The sequence below is a fragment of the Fibrisoma limi BUZ 3 genome, assembly GCF_000296815.2.
Classification (GTDB): Bacteria; Bacteroidota; Bacteroidia; order Cytophagales; family Spirosomataceae; genus Fibrisoma; species Fibrisoma limi.
Map to the genome: position 1 here is coordinate 1,442,209 of NZ_CAIT01000006.1, position 16,654 is coordinate 1,458,862.

The window sequence follows — 16,654 nt, forward strand, 5'->3', positions numbered from 1 at the left end:
GGGGTTTGGGGTAAAAGGTTGCGGGCTAAGTGCAAACTGGTAGTTTTGTTGCTTACACCGTAACATTCAAGAGTCATGATAAGAGGCTTCCGTTTTGAGAACCTGGAAATTTGGCAGATCGGCATTCAGATAGGCGATGAGTTATTTGACATTGCGGACACCTTAGAACAGAAAAAGCTGTATCGTTTTGCAGAGCAACTCCGCGGTGCCGGCTTGAGCATCTCCAATAATATTGCCGAAGGGTCAGGTTCTGTGTCGAAGAAAGAATTCAGCCAGTTCTTAAATTTTGCGCGTCGGTCCTGTTACGAATGTGCCAACATCATTATTGTGTTAGAGCGTAGAGGTCATATTGAAGAAGAATTAAAACGGATACTATTTGGCCGCTTAGACGAGATAAGCCGCAAGATTACCAATTTCCAAAAGTCTCTCCTACCACCAGCTTAACCCCAAGCCCTACGCCCTTTGCCCCAAGCCCCATGCTCCTCATCATCGACGACGACATAGCGGTTCAAACCTCGCTTTCCCTCCTGTTTCGGAAGGAAGGATTCACGGTGCGCGTTGCCGATGGACCGTTTGAAACCCGCGAGGTACTGGCCGACGAGATACCCGAGCTAATCCTGCTGGACATGAACTTCTCCGTCGATACGTCCGGCAACGATGGCCTGCGGCTGCTGCGCGAGATTCGGGAGCGCGTTCCTAACGTACCGGTTATTTTGATTACGGGTTGGGGCAGCATCGAACTCGCCGTCGAAGGCATGAGGGCCGGTGCCAAAGATTTTATTACGAAGCCCTGGCAAAACGACCACCTGTTGCAGTCAGCCCGTACGGCGCTGAACCTGGCCCAGACCAAACCGGCATCGCCCAACCGCCAAAGGCTCGACCAGCAATATCAGTTTGACCACATCGTCGGCGAAGACCCTAAATTACTGGACATTCTGTCCACCATTGGCCGCGTGGCTGCCACGGATGCGCCGGTATTGATTACCGGCGAAAGCGGTACGGGCAAGGAGTTGATTGCCGAAGCCGTTCACCAGAACAGCCGACGGAAACGCCAGCCGTTTGTCAAAGTCAACCTGGGAGGCATTTCATCGACCCTTTTCGAAAGTGAGCTGTTCGGCCACGTACGCGGTGCTTTCACCGACGCCAAATCGGACCGGATCGGGCGGTTTGAACTGGCCAACAAGGGTAGCATTTTCCTGGACGAAATCGGGGATCTGGACGCATCGAGCCAGGTCAAGCTCCTGCGGGTGTTGCAGGATCGGACGTTTGAACCGCTGGGCAGCAGCAAAAGCAAGACCGTCGACGTGCGGGTGATCTGCGCGACCAACCGCAACCTGGAAGATATGGTGGCGAAAGGGACGTTTCGGGAAGATTTGTTTTACCGTATCAACCTCATTACGGTTAAACTACCGGCCCTGCGCGAACGCCCGAACGATATCCCAACCCTGGTGCAGTTCTTTGTCAACAACCTGAAAACGATCTACGGTCGCCCCGACCTGCGCGTCAGTCCGGCGGCCCTGAACTGGCTCAAAAATTTGTCGCTGCCCGGCAACATCCGCCAGTTGAAAAACATCGTCGAGCGGGCCGTTCTGCTGTCGATCAATGATGAATTAGCTATTGCTGATTTTGAGAAACACCTAACCCCAGGCCCCACGCCCTCGGCCCCAAGCTCACTGCCTCCCGTAGGAACCATGACACTGGAGGAAATGGAATACCAGATGATTCGCCGGGCGATGGAGTTCCACCAAAACCGTGTCTCAAAGGTTGCCCGGGCGCTCGGCATCACGCGTTTTGCCCTTTACCGGCGATTAGAGAAATTTGGCATTCCGTACACTACTGACGAATGACTTATGGCCATAGATTATCCCAATTTTCGCAGCTTTTTCTGTATTTGGCGTAACCCGTGGTGTCATCATTTATGAGCTTCCGTACCCGCTTCGCCCTTTATATTCTTGCCGTTCATGCGGTTATCATCTACCTGACATTTCGACTGCTACAGGACAACAAAGTACTGTTCATTGCGGCCGAGGTGCTGGTCCTTGTATCGACCGTTATCGCGATTCAATTATACCGTGAATTCCGCCGACCCTCCGATTTCATCGCGTCAGGTATTGAAGCCATTAAAGACAAAGATTTCACCATCAAGTTCGTATCGACTGGCAACCCCGAAATCGATCAGTTGATCGACGTGTATAACCTGATGATCGACCAGCTACGGACCGAACGGACGAAACAAATGGAACAGCAGTTTTTCCTCGAAAAGTTGATCGATGCCGCTCCCATCGCCATCCTGATTTTCGACTTTGACGACCGTATCGCGACCATCAATCCCCGGGCCAGCCGACTGCTCCAACTCTCGCTGGAGCAATTGGAACAGCGCACCCTGGCCGATGTTGACCACCCAATTCTGTCGTCACTAATCGACCTTGAAGACGGCGAAGCGCGCACCATTAAAACCAACGGAATCGAGACGTACAAAATCCAGAAATCATTCCTCATGGACCGGGGATTCCGGCGCTCGTTTCTGATGATTGAGGAATTGACGGGTGAGATCCTGGACACGGAAAAGAAAGCCTACGGCAAGGTAATCCGGATGATGGCACACGAGGTCAACAACTCCATCGGGGCGGTAAACTCCATCCTAGACGTAACGCAGTCGACCATGGACCGACCCGAGGAAAACGACCTCAGGCACGCCCTGCGGGTAGCCATCGAACGTAACAACCGGCTCAACTACTTCATGCGCCGGTTTGCCGATGTTGTTCGGCTGCCGCAGCCGCACAAGCAACCTGCCGACCTGAACGAACTGGCCCGGGACGTAACGCAGTTGATGCAACCCCAGGCCGAAGCCAGGGGCGTTACGTTGGCGTGCCTGCCGTTCCAGGCACCTGTTGTCCGGGCGATTGATACGGGTCAGTTTGAACAGGTGCTGGTCAACGTTATCAAAAACGCCATCGAAGCCAGCCGGGCAGGTCAGGCGGTTGAGGTGGTGGTTAACGAACACCTGCTTACTGTCCGCGACAATGGCACCCCCATCCCCGACGAGATTGCCGCGAATCTGTTCAACCCGTTTTTCAGTACGAAGCCCGATGGTCAGGGTATCGGCCTGACTCTGACCCGCGATATTCTAATGAATCACGGATTTACGTTTTCACTAAAAACGAACGCCGAAGGCTGGACGGAATTCGTGATTATTCATCACCCTGGTTGAGGCAGGAATATCTACAAAATCGCTAAGTTTAGAACAGCAAACATCTCTTCCCATGAAAACACTGCCTTCTCTTCTACTCCTGATCGCCTGCCTGACGTTGTCTGGCTACGCATCAGCCCAGGTATCTGCAGACCAACTTCAAAGCCGAACCACGTACAGGCGCATCGACAACCCGGCCAAACCATTGGCTAATGACCTTCAGGAATACGCCGGAACGTACAGCTTCCCCAGTGGTGGCCAACTTCAGAAATATACGGTGACCGTAAAAGACGGCGAACTGTATGGCGAAGCCGACAGCTATGGCAGCAACAAACTCCTGAAGCAGGCCGAGCCCGATACGTATAAATCGACCAGTTCGTATGGTTCCATTATCGTCTTTAACCGGGATGCTACGTCGAAGGCGGTGACGAGCCTGGTCCTTAAGCTGATGGGCCAGGAAGGCACAGCAACGAAAGATAAACCCTGACGTACTTTCTCCCTCACCAACAGTCGGTGAGAAAAAATTCATTGATGTATCAATTCCTGTTTCCCTTTCTGCTTTACTAAACGACTCAGAGAGTAGTCAACCTTTCCCGATCTGTTACGCACCAACTATTACTCATGAAAAAGGCGGCCCGGATTGCTCCGGGCCGCCTGTGTATTTATAATCGGCAACCTTACAGTTTTACCTCCATTTCTTCCGGCTTGTGGGAATCACCCGTCGGGCGGCCGTCAGGCTGCGGCAACGGACGCTGCTCCACATCTTTCCGGCGACTCAAATACGTGTAAATAACCGGAACAACGTAGAGCGTCAGTATCAGCGAGAACAACAGCCCCCCCACGATCACGATACCCAGTGGAATCCGGCTCTTGGCCGCCGAGCCCAGAGCGAGTGCCAACGGAAGTGCACCAAACGCAGCCACGAGCGTTGTCATCAGGATGGGCCGTAAACGCATGGCCGCCGATTCCAGCGCAGCTTCCATCTTGTTCTTTCCTTCCAGCCGCTGCTCATTGGCAAATTCTACAATCAGAATACCGTTTTTCGTTACCAGACCGACCAGCATGATGATACCGATCTGGCTGAAGATGTTCAGCGTCTGCCCAAACAGCCACAACGACAATACGGCACCGGCCAGAGCCAGCGGTACGGTCATCATGATGATGAACGGATCGACAAACGAATCGAACTGGGCCGCCAGAATCAGGTACACCAGAATCAGGGCCAGACCAAAGGCAAACAGCGTGTTCGATGAGCTTTCGGCGTAATCGCGCGAAGAACCCGACAGCGCCGTCTGGAACGTTTCGTCGAGCGTCCGGGCAGCAATCGCATTCATGGCCGCTACGCCGTCGCCGATGGTTTTACCCGGTGCCAGGCCAGCCGATACGGTCGCGGACTTAAAGCGGTTGTAGTGGTATACCTGCGGAGGGCTACTCACTTCCTCAAACTTCACCAGGTTATCTAACTGGATTAACTGACCCGAATTGCTGCGGATGTAGAACGATGCCAGATCAACGGGTTCGTCGCGGTCGGCCCGATCAACCTGACCAATTACCTGATACTGCTTTCCGTTCATCAGGAAGTAGGCCAGTCGCCGGTTACTGAGCGCCAACTGGAGTGTCTGCGCTACGTCCTGCACCGAAATACCAAGGCTGGTTGCTTTCTCGCGGTCGATGCTGATGTTCAGTTCAGGCTTATTGAATTTCAGGTCAACGTCGGAGTTCTGGAAGGTCGGATCTTTCTGTACTTCTTCCAGAAATACCGGCAGTTTCTCCCGCAGTTTTTCAAAATTCAGGTTCTGAATCACGAACTGCACCGGCAGGCCACCACCCCGGCGTCCTACCTGAATGGTTTCTTCCTGAGTCGCGAACATCCGCGCTTCGCTGAACCGACGGAGGCCCTTATTCAGGAAATCGACAATTTCCTGCTGCGACCGTTGGCGTTCGGAAGGATCGACCATGTTAACGATGACAAAGCTGGAGTTAACGGCTCCTGCTCCCGAGAAACCCGGTGCAACAACGCTGAATGTCAGTCGACTTTCGGGCACTGAATCCAGCACGAACTGACTCACCCGATCGGTTATATTGGCCGTAGCTTCAAAACTGGTTCCTTCGGGGGCCGTAATCGGAATCCGGGTCCGACCGCGGTCTTCGAGCGGAGCCAGTTCTGACTTCAGTGTTGAGCCCAGCCCGAAGATGATAGCCAGACACCCGACAATCATACCAAACGCCCACCGACGCTTTCGCATGAACCGCTCCAGCGAGTTACGATACGTCCGGTCGAGCCACTGGAAGAACGGCTCCGTTTTTCGATAGAACCACGAACCCCGGCCATGATCCTTGCTGGTCAGTTTCACACTGAGCACCGGCGTCAGAGTCAGGGACACGAAGGCCGAAATCAATACGGCTCCGGCCACCACAATCCCGAACTCCCGGAACAGCCGACCAACAAAGCCCTGCAGGAAGATGATCGGCAGGAATACAATCGCCAGCGTAATCGACGTAGCCAGTACGGCGAAGAAGATCTCATTCGAGCCTTCCTTGGCCGCCTGCTTGGTGTCCATGCCCTGCTCGATCTTCTTGAAGATGTTTTCCGTTACCACGATACCGTCGTCCACCACCAGACCCGTTGCCAGCACGATCCCGAGCAGCGTGAGGACGTTGATACTAAAGTCGGCGACGTACATGATGAAGAACGCGCCGATCAGCGATACAGGAATATCGATCAGCGGTCGGAAGGCAATCAGCCAGTCGCGGAAGAACAGGTAAATGACCAGTACTACCAGCACAAACGAGATGATGAGCGTTTCGCCCACCTCTTCGATAGCACGCCGGATGAACGTACTCCGGTCTATACCCACCGTCACGATGATATCATCCGGCAGGTCTTTTTTGAGCTGGTCGAAGCGTTTATAGAACTCGTCGGCAATGGTGACGTAGTTAGCACCCGGCTGTGGCACCAGCACCAGAATCACGCCCTGCGCCCCGTTTTGCTTCGACTGCGTTTCTTCGTTTTCGGCACCCAGTTCGACCCGACCGATGTCCTTAAATCGGACGATCTGGTCGTTGGTCTGCCGAAGAATCAGGTTATTAAAATCATCTTCGGAAAGCAGTCGACCTACGGCTTTCACCGTCAGTTCGGTGCTGTTTCCATACACCTTACCGCCCGGCAGCTCGACGTTCTGTGCCGTCAACGCGCTCTGAATATCCTGGGTTGTCAGGCGGTAGGCCGACAGTTTGATTGGGTCAATCCAGAGCCGCATGGCCTGGCGTTTGAGGCCGTAGATGGTGGCCTGGCTAACACCGGGGATGGTCTGGAGTCGTTCCTGCAGTACGTTCTCGGCGTAATCCGACAACTGCGTCGGGTTGCGCGTCGTACTCTGCACCGTCATGAAAATGATTGGGTCCGAGTTGGCGTCGGCTTTGGTCACCACCGGGGGCGCGTCGATGTCCTGCGGTAACTGCCGCTGCGCCTGCGATACCTTATCGCGCACGTCATTGGCAGCCCGCTCCAGGTCCGCACCCAGTTCAAACTCAACCGTGATTGTGCTGGCACCCAGCGCACTGTTCGACGAAATCGTCCGAATACCCTCGATACTGTTCAACGACTTCTCGATGGGCTCGGTGATCTGCGACTCCACAATGTCGGGGTTCGCACCGGTGTAGTTTGTCCGCACCGTAATGATCGGTGGGTCAATGGCAGGGTATTCCCGAACACCAAGGAACGTAAAGCCGATGATCCCGAACAGCACGATGATGATCGACATCACCATGGCGAGCACGGGACGGTTAAGGCTCAATTCGGGGAGACTCATACAATGATTTTTTGGTTACGATTATCGACTAACAGTTTTCCGTTTACAATAATCATATTTAGGTTATATAGACGAGTCGGCGCGCACGGGTCCGTACCCTACCGGCTTGCTACTTTATTCGTGTTTGCACTGGCACTCGCATTAGCCCCCGTCAGCGTTATTACCCGCGCTACCTTCACGGGGGCATCCGGCTTCAGGAACAACAGACCGGTGGTAGCCACCGTATCGCCGGCCTGAACACCCGACAGAATCTGAATGGCGCTGGCCGTCCGTAATCCGGTTTGTACGTCGCGGAACTCAGCTTTGCCGTTCTTGATAACAATAACCTGGCGGGTACGTGTTTGTGGGATAACGGCCTGCGTCGGTACGACCAGACTCCGTTCATTCTGGATAACGAGCGTTACCCGGGCAAACGTTCCGGGTCGAAGCCGGGCCGACGTATTATTTACGCGCGCCCGAATACGAAGGTTGCGGGTCTCCTGCTCGACGCCCGGTTCAATGGCGTAGACGGCACCCTGCCCCGGCTGGTTGGAACCGTCGATGAGAAACGAAACCGCACTTCCTGGCTGCACAGACGAACTGTACCGCTCGGGAATCGAAAAATCAAGTTTCAAAGAAGAAATCTGTTGCAGCCGGGCAATGAGTGTATTCGGCGTCACAAAGGCCCCCTGGCTGACGTTACGCAACCCGATCACCCCCGAAAAGGGAGCCCGAATTTCCGTACGCTGCAAATTGGCTTTCACCAGATCGATGTCGGCCCGGGTACTCCGCAAATTTGTCGTGACGATATCGTATTCCTGCTGGCTGATACCGCCCCGCTCCAGCAACTGCTTGTTCCGTTCTTCGGTCCGGCGGGCGTTCTCTTCCTGCGCCCGCAGCTTTTCCAGTTGCGCCCGCAGATCGGCATCAAATAATTTAACCAGCAGCGCTCCTTTGGCTACGGGCTGGCCTTCCTGAATGTTCAATTGCGTGATCCGGGCCGAAATTTCGGGGTAAACATCCACCTGTTCATTGGGAAGCAGCGTACCGCTGGACACTACCTCTTCTTTCAAACTTTGCGCAACGACGATGAACCCGTTGACAGTTGTCGGGCCGCCACCGCCCCGACCGGCTCCGCCACCACCGCCGGCTGCCGCGGCACCACCGGCTTTATTACCATTGGCTGCGGTTGTTTCTGCCGGTCTTTCGCCTGAACGGGCACCCGGTCTGAAATACGTATTGTACACAAAAATCCCGCCGACTACTACTACGACGAGGCCGACTGCAATCCATCTTTTCACGGTATGCGTTTTAAAACGTCAACTTGTTTTTTAACGGGGTAAAACTGTCTTTTGTTATCGAACAACACGGATTATGACGGTCGACGATTACATAGAAAACCAACTTCCTTCCTGTCAGGTGCTGCTTCGTCGGCTGCGTCAGTTGATTCTGAACGCGGCTCCGGGCATTACCGAGAAAATAAGCTGGAACGTGCCTTTTTATACCTATCGAAATCAATTTGTCTGTTATTTAAACGTTCTGCGTAACGATGAATCTATAGACGTAGCTTTCCTGCGGGGCATGGAACTGACCGACGAAACCGGCCGACTCGAGGATCGGGGCCGGAAAACGGTTAAGTCGCTCGTGGTCCGGTTTCTTACCGCTGCCGACGAAGAACTCGTTCTAACGTATCTGCACGAAGCCTTACTGCTGAACGAAACGCAACCCCGCAAGGCCTGATGGTACGTCTGACCGATAACCATCCAGCTTCAACAAACCGGGTCAGACGTGCCGTCAGACCCGTTCGTGCGCAGTACTTACGACACGTAAAAAGCGAACTTAGCACTTTAACCGGATTTATGCGTGTACATACATCGGTAAAAGCAGCCATTTTCAATCTTTTCCCGTTAAAATCTAAAATTGATACATTACAATGACGGACCGTCGATCTTTTCTGAAACAGGCCACCGGCGCGCTGGCCGGTATGGCCGCGCTGCCCACGGTTTTTGCCGAACCGACCGCAAAAAAAATGTTCTTCGATATTTCGCTGGCCGAGTGGTCGCTGCACAAATCCATCCGGGCGGGCAAGCTCACTAACCTCGACTTCCCGGCGGTTGCGAAAAATGAATTCGGCATCAGCATTGTCGAGTACGTCAACCAGTTTTTCATGGACAAAGCCAAAGACACGGCCTACCTGAATGACCTTCTGAAACGCTGCAAGGATAACGGGGTTACGAACCACCTCATCATGATCGATGGCGAAGGCGGGCTGGCCGAAACCGATGCGGCCAAGCGCAACGAAGCCGTCGAGAAACACAAGAAGTGGGTGGAGTGTGCTAAATACCTCGGCTGCAAAACCATTCGGGTCAACTCGTTCGGACGCGGAACGGCCGAAGACGTAGCCAAAGCCGCCGTTGAAGGCCTGGGTAAACTGGGCGAATTTGCCAAACCGATGAACATCAATATAATCGTTGAGAACCACGGCGGGTATTCGTCCAACGGCCAGTGGCTATCGGGGGTGATGAAGCAGGTGAACATGAAAAACGTCGGTACCCTGCCCGACTTCGGTAACTTCTGCATCAAACGCAGCGACGGCACCGAATGGGGCGGCAAATGCACGGAAGAATACGACCGGTACAAAGGCGTAGCCGAGATGATGCCGTTTGCCAAGGGCGTCAGCGCCAAAACCCACGAGTTTGACGCCAATGGCAACTGCATTGAAACGGACTACAACCGCATCCTCAAGATTGTTAAAGACAGCGGCTTCCGGGGCATCGCCGGTATTGAATACGAAGGCGAAAAACTGGACGAATACGCCGGCATTAAGAAAACAAAAGAGCTATTGGAACGCGTCGGACCACTGGTATAACGTACCTTTGACTCAAGCTCAAGAAACTTTTTAATAACCGTATGCAAGCTACAGAGCGCTCACTGGGGGTTAATTTTATTGGTACCGACGAAGTACCGGGCGACGGGGACGTATTTTACGCCTATGCTCCGGCGCAGGACGACCGCCTTTCCGACGAATTTACGAACGTATCGGCCGCACAGGCTGATCTGGCCATTCAAAAAGCGGCCGATGCGTTTGCGGCCTATTCCAAGCTGACACCAACCGAACGGGCTGGTTTTCTGGAAGCCATCGCTGACGAAATCGAGGCCCTCGGCGACGAGCTGATTGAACGGGCGGTGCTGGAAAGCGGCCTGCCCAAGGGACGGATCACCGGCGAGCGGGGCCGCACCACGGGCCAGCTCCGGCTGTTTGCCCGGCTCGTTCGCGAAGGATCGTGGGTCGACGCCCGCATCAATCCCGCCATGCCTGACCGCCAGCCCCTGCCCCGCCCCGACATTCGCCGGATGCTGGTCGCGCTCGGCCCGGTGGTCGTGTTCGGGGCCAGTAATTTCCCGCTGGCTTTTTCCGTAGGCGGGGGCGATACGGCCTCAGCGCTGGCGGCTGGCTGTCCGGTGATCGTGAAAGCTCACCCATCGCACCCCGGTACGTCATCACTGGTAGGCCGCGCGATCGTAACGGCTGCGCAGAAAACCGGTATGCCGGAGGGTGTTTTCTCCCTGCTGCACGCCGATAACGAGGTAGCGCAGAGTCTGGTGGCTCATCCGGCCGTGAAAGCCGTTGGGTTTACCGGTTCACGAGGGGGCGGCCTGGCCCTGCTCAGGGTAGCACAGTCCCGGCCGGAACCCATTCCCGTCTACGCCGAGATGAGCGCCGTGAACCCGGTGGTCGTTTTCCCCGGTGCCATCCGCGAAAACTTCGAAAAAGTAGCCAAGGGACTGGCGGCCTCCGTTACGCTGGGCGTTGGGCAGTTCTGCACGAATCCGGGGCTGGTGTTTCTGCTTGACTCCCCCCAGACCGAATCGTTTATGGAAACGGTCGCGCAGGAAGTTCGGGCTACGTCACCGGCGACCATGCTGAACAGCCGCATCCGGCAGGCTTACGAAAAAAGCATTCAGCAACTGCACGTACTGCCCGGCGTACATCTGGTAGCCGAAGGCGAGGTCCCGGCCGAAGCCAGCCGCACGGAAGGCCGCCCGGCCCTGCTAAGTACGACCGCTCCGTTGTTTCTGAGCAATGAAGCCCTGGCCGAAGAAGTATTTGGCCCGAGTTCGCTGGTAGTTGTGTGCAATACGGAAGAAGAACTGGCAGACAGCCTGAACTCACTGGAGGGTCAATTGACCGCTACGTTATACGCGACCGAAGACGAACTACAGCAATCGGCGTTCGACTGGGTAGCGCTTCTCCAGGAAAAAGCAGGCCGGGTGCTGTTTGGTGGGTATCCAACAGGAGTTGAGGTCTGTGAAGCGATGACCCACGGCGGACCATTCCCCGCCACCACCGACAGCCGCACCACCTCGGTCGGCACGGCGGCTATTCTACGGTTTGTACGCCCCGTATCGTACCAGAGCTTCCCGGATGCGCTGCTACCCGCTGCCCTGCAGAACGCCAACCCGCTCGGCATCTGGCGAAATGTAGATGGGGAAATGACGAAGAGGGAAGTTTAACAAACTGTAGCATGAACAAAACCAAAACTCCCAAAGCTGATGAACTTACAAGCTTTGGGAGTTTTGGTTTTAGGAATAGAAGAACCGAATGAGTAAAGAATCTTAAAAGTCGAACCACACCTTATGGAAGATAGCATGCGCGAAGCGTTAAGGCGTATCAAAAATACTCGTAGCAAGTTATCTGAGATATTAGACTTGTCCGGACTAAATCTCTCCTCGTTGCCCGAGTCCATCGGCCAGCTTACCCAATTGACCAGGTTATACCTCTATGACAATCAGTTGACAATCTTGCCCGAGTCTATCGGCCAGCTTACCCAATTGACCAGGTTATCCCTCCATGACAATCAGTTAGCAGTCTTGCCCGAGTCCATCAGCCAGCTTACCCAATTGACCAGTTTATCCCTCCATGACAATCAGTTGGCAGTCTTGCCCGAGTCCATCAGCCAGCTTACCCAACTGACGGAGTTAGACCTCTCCACCAATCAGTTGACAGTCTTGCCCGAGTCTATTGGTCAACTTAATCAACTAACTAGGTTAGACCTCCATACCAATCAGTTGACGGTCTTGCCTGAGTCCATCGGCCAGCTTACACAACTAACCAGGCTAGACCTCTCCAACAATCAGTTGACGGATTTACCTGAGTCCATCGGCCAACTGACCCAACTGACAGAGTTAGACCTCCCCAACAATCAGTTGACGGATTTACCTGAGTCCATCGGCCAGCTTACCCAATTGACAGAGTTAGACCTCCGTAACAATGAGTTGACGACCTTGCCCGAGTCCATTGGTCAGCTTACCCAACTGAGGGAGTTATCCCTCCATACCAATGAGTTGACGGTCTTGCCTAAGTCATTACAACATCTCACCTTATTAAGGTTGTTAGATTTGCGAGGCAACACAGATCTCGGTATACCGCCGGAAGTAATAGAGGATAGATTTGATTCTGATAGGATCTTAGACTATTATTTTCGATTACTGGAGGACCGCCGTCCTTTAAATGAAGCTAAATTAATTTTAGTAGGCCGCGGTGAAGTTGGTAAAACCTCCCTAGTGAATCGGCTGGTTTACAATCAATTCAACCAGGGAGAAGAAAAAACTGAAGGAATCAGTATCACGAAGTGGGACTTAATGCTGCATGGTCATGAAGCAGTTCGTTTAAATATTTGGGATTTTGGTGGCCAGGAGATTATGCACGCTACGCACCAGTTTTTTTTAACCCAGCGTAGTTTGTATGTACTGGTTCTTAACGGACGACAGGGTAATGAAGAAGCCGAGGCCGAATATTGGTTGAAACTGATTGACAGCTTCAGTGATAATTCGCCTGTTGTTGTCGTACTGAACAAGATCAAAGAACATCCTTTCGATGTTAATCGACGCGGCTTGCAGCAAAAATATCCGCACATTCGTGGTTTTGTAAAAACTGATTGTAAGTATGCTACCGGAATTGATGAATTGAAGAAGGTCATTGAACGGGAAACCGATCAGTTGGAACACCTGCGGGATGCTTTTCCAGCCAGTTGGTTTCAAATCAAAGACCGGCTGTCCAGCCAATGGAAAAACTACCTGAGTTTCGACGAATACCGGGCAGAATGCGAAATGTTGGGAGAACAAGACCCAGCGGCTCAGGAATCACTGGCTTTCTACTTACATAGTCTGGGTATTGCCTTAAACTACAAAGACGACCCGCGCCTGCAGGATACGCACGTCTTAAACCCGCACTGGGTAACCAACGGTATTTACAAGATTCTAAACTCGGAGCAGGTAGATAAGCAAAAAGGAGAACTAAGCTTAAACCTTATTGCTCAGATTTTAGACAGAAATGAGTATCCATTTCATATGCACCGCTTCCTGTTGGATCTGATGCGAAAGTTTGAATTATGCTTTCGCTTTCCGGAAGACGATAACAAATACCTGATTCCTGAACTGTTAGAGAAAAACGAAGCTCAGGAAGCCGAGGAATTTGAACCAAAATCCTGCTTAAATTTTCAATACCATTATATAATCATTCCGGAAGGATTATTACCCCGCTTTATCGTCCGAACACATAGTCTGAGCACTGGTTTACCTCGTTGGCGAACCGGCGTAATTTTAGAATTTGAAAAAAATCGTGCTTTAGTTAAGGCAGATATACAGGATAAGAAAGTTTTGATTTCGGTTGACGGACCGATGCAGAGCCGTCGTCGGTTACTGGCTATCATCCGTTCTGATTTTGACCGGATTCATGGTGACATCCGTAATTTGCAACCGCAGGAGATGATTCCCGTCCCGGATCGGCCAGCTTTAGTCATTCCGTATAAAAAGCTACAGGTGCTAGAAGAAAAGAAACTCCTTACGTACACAGAAGTTGAAGGCGACGACATCATTGACATTAATGTGAATGACCTCTTAAACGGAGTAGATCTGGAAGGAACCCGTTCAACCAAAAAGAAAATGGAAAGCAAAACTGAAAGCATCCGTATCTTTTACAGCTATTCGCATAAAGACGAAACTTTACGAAATGAGCTGGAAACTCACCTCAAACTTTTGCAACGTCAACGCTTGATCGATAGCTGGAACGACCGCGATATTGACGCTGGCGACGACTGGAAGGCTAAGATTGATGAAAACCTGGAGCGAGCCGACATCATCTTACTCTTGGTAAGCGCTGATTTTATTGCTTCTGACTACTGCTACGAGAAAGAAATGGACCGGGCACTGGAACGCCATCAGAACGGGCAGGCGCGTGTTATTCCAATCATTGTCCGCGACGTGAACTGGCGGAGTGCTCCCTTCTCAACAATTCAGGCCTTACCGAAAGACGGCAAGGCAGTTATGGAATGGACCAGTAAAGATGCGGCTTGGCGAAACGTATCAGAAGGAATAGAAAAGGTTGTCAAGCAAATGAGAAAAGGACAAAACTAGTTTGTTTAAAAAGGAGGATGAATCAAATTCCTTTTCTACGTCAAATTCACCCCATATCTGGCGGAATGTAGATTGGGAAATGACCAATAAAAAAGCTTTGGTCTTGGGTTTTACCCCGCCACTAAAGCTCGGTTAAACATAGAGGAAGGTACAAAAAGTCACTACATAAAACTGTCTTTATCTGGGTTCTTCGCCAAACTTCTCATCCCGGCCCGACGTATCCGGCTGGCCCGTCAGTGCACCCTTGGCCATTTCGAACAACTGCATCATTTTACCACCCGGCCGGTCCCAATATTCGCCCGAATGCGTCGTTACCTTGAGCAACGTAATGTTCGGGTCGTCTTTTCCATCCGGGAACCAGGTCTTCAGAACATCGTTCCACAACTCCTCAATCTTCTGCCGATCATCAACGACCTCGGCGTTGCCTGAAATCGCTACGTAGGTCTCGTCTCCCGTATCCACAAAACCCAGACTCACCCGATCGTTCTGCTGGATTTCACGTACCTTGTTTGAATTCTTGTACGTAAAAAACCACATGGAACCGTCATCATCTACATCGTGCGTCGCCATCGGCCGGCTATGAAATTCGCCATCCTCGCGCTGCGTCGTCAGCATGGCCGTTCTGATATCCTTGATTTCTTCCTTCAACTTATGAAGCTCCAGGGGCTGCAACGTTTGTGTTTGCATTCGTGCTGTTGATTGGGTGCACTTCCTTAACTATATATCATTGATGGAGTTTACGAAGTTTAGCCTTCAATTTTGATAATGAGGCAACGGTCCGCCAATCCGTAGCAACCGGACGGTTCAGAGAGAAGGATACGTTCAACCAGCGATTAGCCAGTAAACCAGGGGTGTTTCTGAACAAGTATTTTGTTCCGTAACTATGGAATCAGGAAAGGGGAAAGCAGGCTCAAGGCGTCAGCCAGCGGGGCTTTAAGAAACCTCGCCGGCCGGGTCAGGAACCGGTTCGGGTAGGACGTTTACAGTCGCTCCACCTCAAACCGCAATTCCTCGGCCAGTTGTTTCAAGCGGTCGGTGTTGGGGGCGGGCAGCGGCAGTTGCTGGCTCACGAAGGCTTTCACCTCCCAGACTTCCAGCACATCTTTCAGGGCAATTTCGCGGCTGGGCACGCTGGCTTTGTCGGCGGTCAGCAGCAGGGTTCCTTTAACCTTCACCTGGCTGAATACCCGACGGCAACATACCTCCGGGCGGGCTCCCTGAATGAGGAGGACGTAGAGCCGTCCGTCGACAATATCGAACCAGTTGCGAACAAACTGCCCCACCAGCAAGGCACCGGGGTAGGCAAAATCGGCATCCGCTTCAAAAGCGCGATACTGGCCTTCGGGCAAAGTCGGCAGGTGCATCATAGGCAGTTGACCGACAAAATCCGCTTGCTGGAACCGCTGCGTATAATCGCCAAACTGCGACAGCATCACGACCGGAATGTTTGCCTGGGCGTTCTGCGAGCCTGCACTGGGTCGAGACGTTACGTTCCCGTCGGATACGTTATTGAAACTTAATGAATCCGGCGCAGCATACGCGGGACGGGAAGTTGCCGGACTGGACGCGGGCGTACCAAAGAGCCGGTCGACGGGCGCATGACCGGGTGCATTGGCCTGCACACGACGAAACGTCATGGGCTGAGACAGCAACCGGATTCCCGTTGTCCGCCGGGGAGCGGGTGGCGTAAACGGAACGGTAGCGGGGGAAGGCTGCCGGTTTTCTGTCGGCCGGACGGGGGGCGTAATGACCGGAGGCACCAGGGGCGACGTAGTGCGTTCGGCCGAACGGTTTTCTTCCGGCCCCCGGTAATATTTGTTCAGCAGATTCGACAGCGGCTGCGGCTCAGGGCCCGGAACTGGCTCCGGCTGCGCGAACATATCGGACAGATCGGGATGGATACCGGCCTGCTCTGTCGATTTTTCGTAGCGGGGCTCCGACGACCGGGCAGGTTGACCGAGGGGGATGCTCAGGTTGGGCGTCTCGCGAAGTTTCCGTAAATCCTGCCGGGTCAGCAACTCAACCGTCGTGTTAAACGCCTTGGCAATAGCCTGCATGTTCTGCTGGTTCGGATTGGCGCGGGCTTCTTCGTAAGCCCCTAACAATGAGCGTTTGATGTTTATTTTCCTGGCAAACTGTTCCTGCGTTAACCCGTTGAGTTTGCGCAGGTATCGGATATTTTCACTGACGAGCGACATCCGGTCGGGGTTAATGTTAAATTTTAGCTAAGATATACGTTTCCGTTTTTAAATGCCAA

The 16,654-nt window shown here is 53.0% G+C and carries 12 protein-coding genes; 8 read left to right on the forward strand and 4 right to left on the reverse strand.

Going from position 1 to position 16,654, the window contains the following annotated elements:
• The first annotated feature begins 75 nt into the window (after positions 1-75).
• From BN8_RS13995 to BN8_RS14010, 4 genes are all read left to right on the forward strand, one after another.
• Positions 76-444: a four helix bundle protein gene (locus tag BN8_RS13995; protein WP_009282550.1), complete on the forward strand. Its 369-nt coding sequence runs from the start codon at positions 76-78 to the stop codon at positions 442-444.
• 32 nt (positions 445-476) lie between these two features.
• Positions 477-1,847: a sigma-54-dependent transcriptional regulator gene (locus tag BN8_RS14000; protein WP_009282551.1), complete on the forward strand. Its 1,371-nt coding sequence runs from the start codon at positions 477-479 to the stop codon at positions 1,845-1,847.
• Between the two features lie 71 nt (positions 1,848-1,918).
• Complete coding sequence (locus BN8_RS14005) at positions 1,919-3,211, forward strand: sensor histidine kinase (RefSeq protein ID WP_009282552.1); 1,293 nt, start codon at positions 1,919-1,921, stop codon at positions 3,209-3,211.
• A 52-nt stretch (positions 3,212-3,263) separates the two neighbouring features.
• Positions 3,264-3,677 (forward strand): DUF3471 domain-containing protein, encoded by a 414-nt coding sequence (locus BN8_RS14010; protein WP_009282553.1) that lies wholly within the window; start codon positions 3,264-3,266, stop codon positions 3,675-3,677.
• Positions 3,678-3,867: 190 nt separating this feature from the next.
• Here the strand turns inward: BN8_RS14010 and BN8_RS14015 are convergent, their stop codons facing one another.
• Both BN8_RS14015 and BN8_RS14020 read right to left on the reverse strand, forming a co-directional pair.
• On the reverse strand, positions 3,868-7,002 hold the full coding sequence (locus BN8_RS14015) for an efflux RND transporter permease subunit (RefSeq protein WP_009282554.1): 3,135 nt from the start codon (positions 7,000-7,002) through the stop codon (positions 3,868-3,870).
• Positions 7,003-7,100: 98 nt separating this feature from the next.
• Entirely contained in the window at positions 7,101-8,282 is a 1,182-nt protein-coding gene (locus BN8_RS14020) for an efflux RND transporter periplasmic adaptor subunit (protein WP_051041046.1), read from the reverse strand.
• A gap of 73 nt (positions 8,283-8,355) precedes the next feature.
• Here BN8_RS14020 and BN8_RS14025 point away from each other — a divergent pair, with 73 nt between their 5' ends.
• From BN8_RS14025 to BN8_RS14040, 4 genes are all read left to right on the forward strand, one after another.
• A complete protein-coding gene (locus BN8_RS14025) occupies positions 8,356-8,721 on the forward strand; it encodes a DUF1801 domain-containing protein (RefSeq protein ID WP_009282556.1) in 366 nt (121 codons plus the stop codon).
• Between the two features lie 193 nt (positions 8,722-8,914).
• Positions 8,915-9,850, forward strand: a complete 936-nt coding sequence (locus BN8_RS14030; RefSeq protein WP_009282557.1) for a sugar phosphate isomerase/epimerase family protein — start codon at positions 8,915-8,917, stop codon at positions 9,848-9,850.
• A 41-nt stretch (positions 9,851-9,891) separates the two neighbouring features.
• The gene (locus tag BN8_RS14035; protein ID WP_009282558.1) at positions 9,892-11,496 is read left to right on the forward strand and encodes an aldehyde dehydrogenase (NADP(+)); all 1,605 of its coding nucleotides are present in this window, start codon (positions 9,892-9,894) and stop codon (positions 11,494-11,496) included.
• Positions 11,497-11,619: 123 nt separating this feature from the next.
• The gene (locus tag BN8_RS14040) at positions 11,620-14,397 is read left to right on the forward strand and encodes a COR domain-containing protein (RefSeq protein ID WP_009282559.1); all 2,778 of its coding nucleotides are present in this window, start codon (positions 11,620-11,622) and stop codon (positions 14,395-14,397) included.
• Between the two features lie 177 nt (positions 14,398-14,574).
• On the opposite strand, the gene BN8_RS14045 is transcribed toward BN8_RS14040, so the two are convergent.
• Together BN8_RS14045 and BN8_RS14050 are read right to left on the reverse strand one after the other, a co-directional pair.
• A complete protein-coding gene (locus tag BN8_RS14045) occupies positions 14,575-15,084 on the reverse strand; it encodes a pyridoxamine 5'-phosphate oxidase family protein (protein ID WP_009282560.1) in 510 nt (169 codons plus the stop codon).
• A gap of 293 nt (positions 15,085-15,377) precedes the next feature.
• The gene (locus BN8_RS14050) at positions 15,378-16,595 is read right to left on the reverse strand and encodes a helix-turn-helix domain-containing protein (RefSeq protein ID WP_009282561.1); all 1,218 of its coding nucleotides are present in this window, start codon (positions 16,593-16,595) and stop codon (positions 15,378-15,380) included.
• Between the last annotated feature and the right edge of the window lie 59 nt (positions 16,596-16,654).

Excerpts from the sequence above, each read along its gene's own strand:
- BN8_RS13995 (WP_009282550.1), top strand. The coding sequence starts at position 76 with ATGATAAGAGGCTTCCGTTTTGAGAACCTGGAAATTTGGCAGATCGGC.
- BN8_RS14000 (WP_009282551.1), top strand. The coding sequence starts at position 477 with ATGCTCCTCATCATCGACGACGACATAGCGGTTCAAACCTCGCTTTCC.
- BN8_RS14005 (WP_009282552.1), top strand. The coding sequence starts at position 1,919 with ATGAGCTTCCGTACCCGCTTCGCCCTTTATATTCTTGCCGTTCATGCG.
- BN8_RS14010 (WP_009282553.1), top strand. The coding sequence starts at position 3,264 with ATGAAAACACTGCCTTCTCTTCTACTCCTGATCGCCTGCCTGACGTTG.
- BN8_RS14015 (WP_009282554.1), bottom strand. The coding sequence starts at position 7,002 with ATGAGTCTCCCCGAATTGAGCCTTAACCGTCCCGTGCTCGCCATGGTG.
- BN8_RS14025 (WP_009282556.1), top strand. The coding sequence starts at position 8,356 with ATGACGGTCGACGATTACATAGAAAACCAACTTCCTTCCTGTCAGGTG.
- BN8_RS14030 (WP_009282557.1), top strand. The coding sequence starts at position 8,915 with ATGACGGACCGTCGATCTTTTCTGAAACAGGCCACCGGCGCGCTGGCC.
- BN8_RS14035 (WP_009282558.1), top strand. The coding sequence starts at position 9,892 with ATGCAAGCTACAGAGCGCTCACTGGGGGTTAATTTTATTGGTACCGAC.
- BN8_RS14040 (WP_009282559.1), top strand. The coding sequence starts at position 11,620 with ATGGAAGATAGCATGCGCGAAGCGTTAAGGCGTATCAAAAATACTCGT.
- BN8_RS14045 (WP_009282560.1), bottom strand. The coding sequence starts at position 15,084 with ATGCAAACACAAACGTTGCAGCCCCTGGAGCTTCATAAGTTGAAGGAA.
- BN8_RS14050 (WP_009282561.1), bottom strand. The coding sequence starts at position 16,595 with ATGTCGCTCGTCAGTGAAAATATCCGATACCTGCGCAAACTCAACGGG.